This window comes from Subtercola boreus (assembly GCF_003399625.1).
GTDB classification, from domain to species: domain Bacteria; phylum Actinomycetota; class Actinomycetes; order Actinomycetales; family Microbacteriaceae; genus Subtercola; species Subtercola boreus_C.
The window spans coordinates 1-1,381 of record NZ_NBXA01000047.1 but is presented as its reverse complement, the minus strand read 5'-3'; the positions used below and the strand labels follow the sequence as shown (position 1 = coordinate 1,381).

Annotated in this window: 1 protein-coding gene; it reads right to left on the bottom strand. The window is 66.5% G+C overall.

What is annotated here, in order from left to right; all coding sequences use genetic code 11:
• Positions 1-321: 321 nt before the first annotated feature.
• Positions 322-1,248, bottom strand: a complete 927-nt coding sequence (dprA, locus tag B7R21_RS18155) for a DNA-processing protein DprA (protein ID WP_116284670.1) — start codon at positions 1,246-1,248, stop codon at positions 322-324.
• Positions 1,249-1,381 lie beyond the last annotated feature (133 nt).

Genomic DNA, 1,381 nt, shown 5'->3' with positions numbered 1-1,381 from the left:
CAGAATCCGCGGCCGCCACTGGTGAAGCGATCCGGGGGCTCGAGCTGGCGATGAGCGCGACGCAGTGGATGGAAACTCTTCCCCACCCCGACGGCGGATACCCGCCAATCTCAGGAAGCTAGTCCGTCAAAACGCGGTCCTTTGGGGAATCCGCAACTCTGTCGACGTCCTCAAAGTCCCGCAAACCCCACCACGTCCGGTGTTTGCCGAGCGAGCAGACTAAACCAGTTGCGCGCTGGAGATGGGCAGAAAGAGGGTGCGCGAGGGGGAAGGGTGTTCCCCCTCGCCGGCCAGCCCGGAGTGGCTGGCCGGCCCCGCAGGTCAGAGGGTGTCGGCGTCGGCGGCTGAGGTGATGAGGGTCGCGCCGAACTCTTGGATGAGGCGGTGGCATCCCGAGCTCGCTGCGCTTGTGATTGGCCCGGGGACGGCGCCGACCGGTCGGCCGATTGCCAGGGCGTGTGCAGCCGTGTCCAGCGATCCGGAGCGGCTCCCCGCCTCGACGACGATGGTCTTGTGGGCGATGGTGGCGATGGTCCGGTTGCGCTGCAGAAATCGCCATTTCGTCGGCGCTGTCCCGGGCGGCGTCTCGCTGACGATCGCGCCTGCGTCCGCGATCCGGCTCAGCAGGCTGTCGTTGCCGGACGGGTAGTACCGGTCTACTCCGCCGGCCAGCACTGCGACCGTGTTGCCACGGCTGGCGAGGGCGGTGCGGTGTGCCATTCCGTCGATCCCGTATGCCGCGCCGGACACGATGGTCCAGCCGTTGTCGACGAGGCCTTGGGTGAGGGTCATGGTGACGTTCTCGCCGTACCCGGTCGCAGCCCTGGCGCCGACGATCGCGATGGATCGGGTGCTGAGGAGCGCGGCATTCCCGCGCACCCATAGGCAGACCGGTGCGGTGTCCCCGAGGTCCGTTAGCCCGGCGGGCCAGTGCTCGTGCGATGGCGTCAGAATCTGGAACCCCTGCGCCTTGGTGCGGGTGATCGCTTCCGCGACGACGTCCGGGCTGTACCGGCCCGCGACCCGGTTACGCAACGCCGTGATCTCGTCGCCCTCGAGCTCATTGCTGATAAGGAGGCGGAGCGCTTCGGCTGCGCCGTGGGCGGTGATGAGGGCGCCGCGGGTGACGTCGCCGGGTTCGGTGATGCACGCCCACGCGACACGCGCGATGGTGTCCTCATCGTGGATGCTGTCAGCCTGCGGTGCGCGCGCCTCGTCGGAGGCGGTTCCGGTGATGTGTTCAGTCATTTCTTCTTCCCTTTCGTTGTTTTGCCGTGATTCTCAATCAGGTTTGTCAAGCCGAAATGGAGGTTTGTCTCGGCCCCGACTGTCACTTCCTCCCACACGTTTTTTGCCTGGAAGGTACGAAGTACCGCGCAGG

Bases quoted from the DNA above. Each gene is read 5' to 3' on its own strand.
- dprA (WP_116284670.1), bottom strand. From the start codon at position 1,248: ATGACTGAACACATCACCGGAACCGCCTCCGACGAGGCGCGCGCACCG.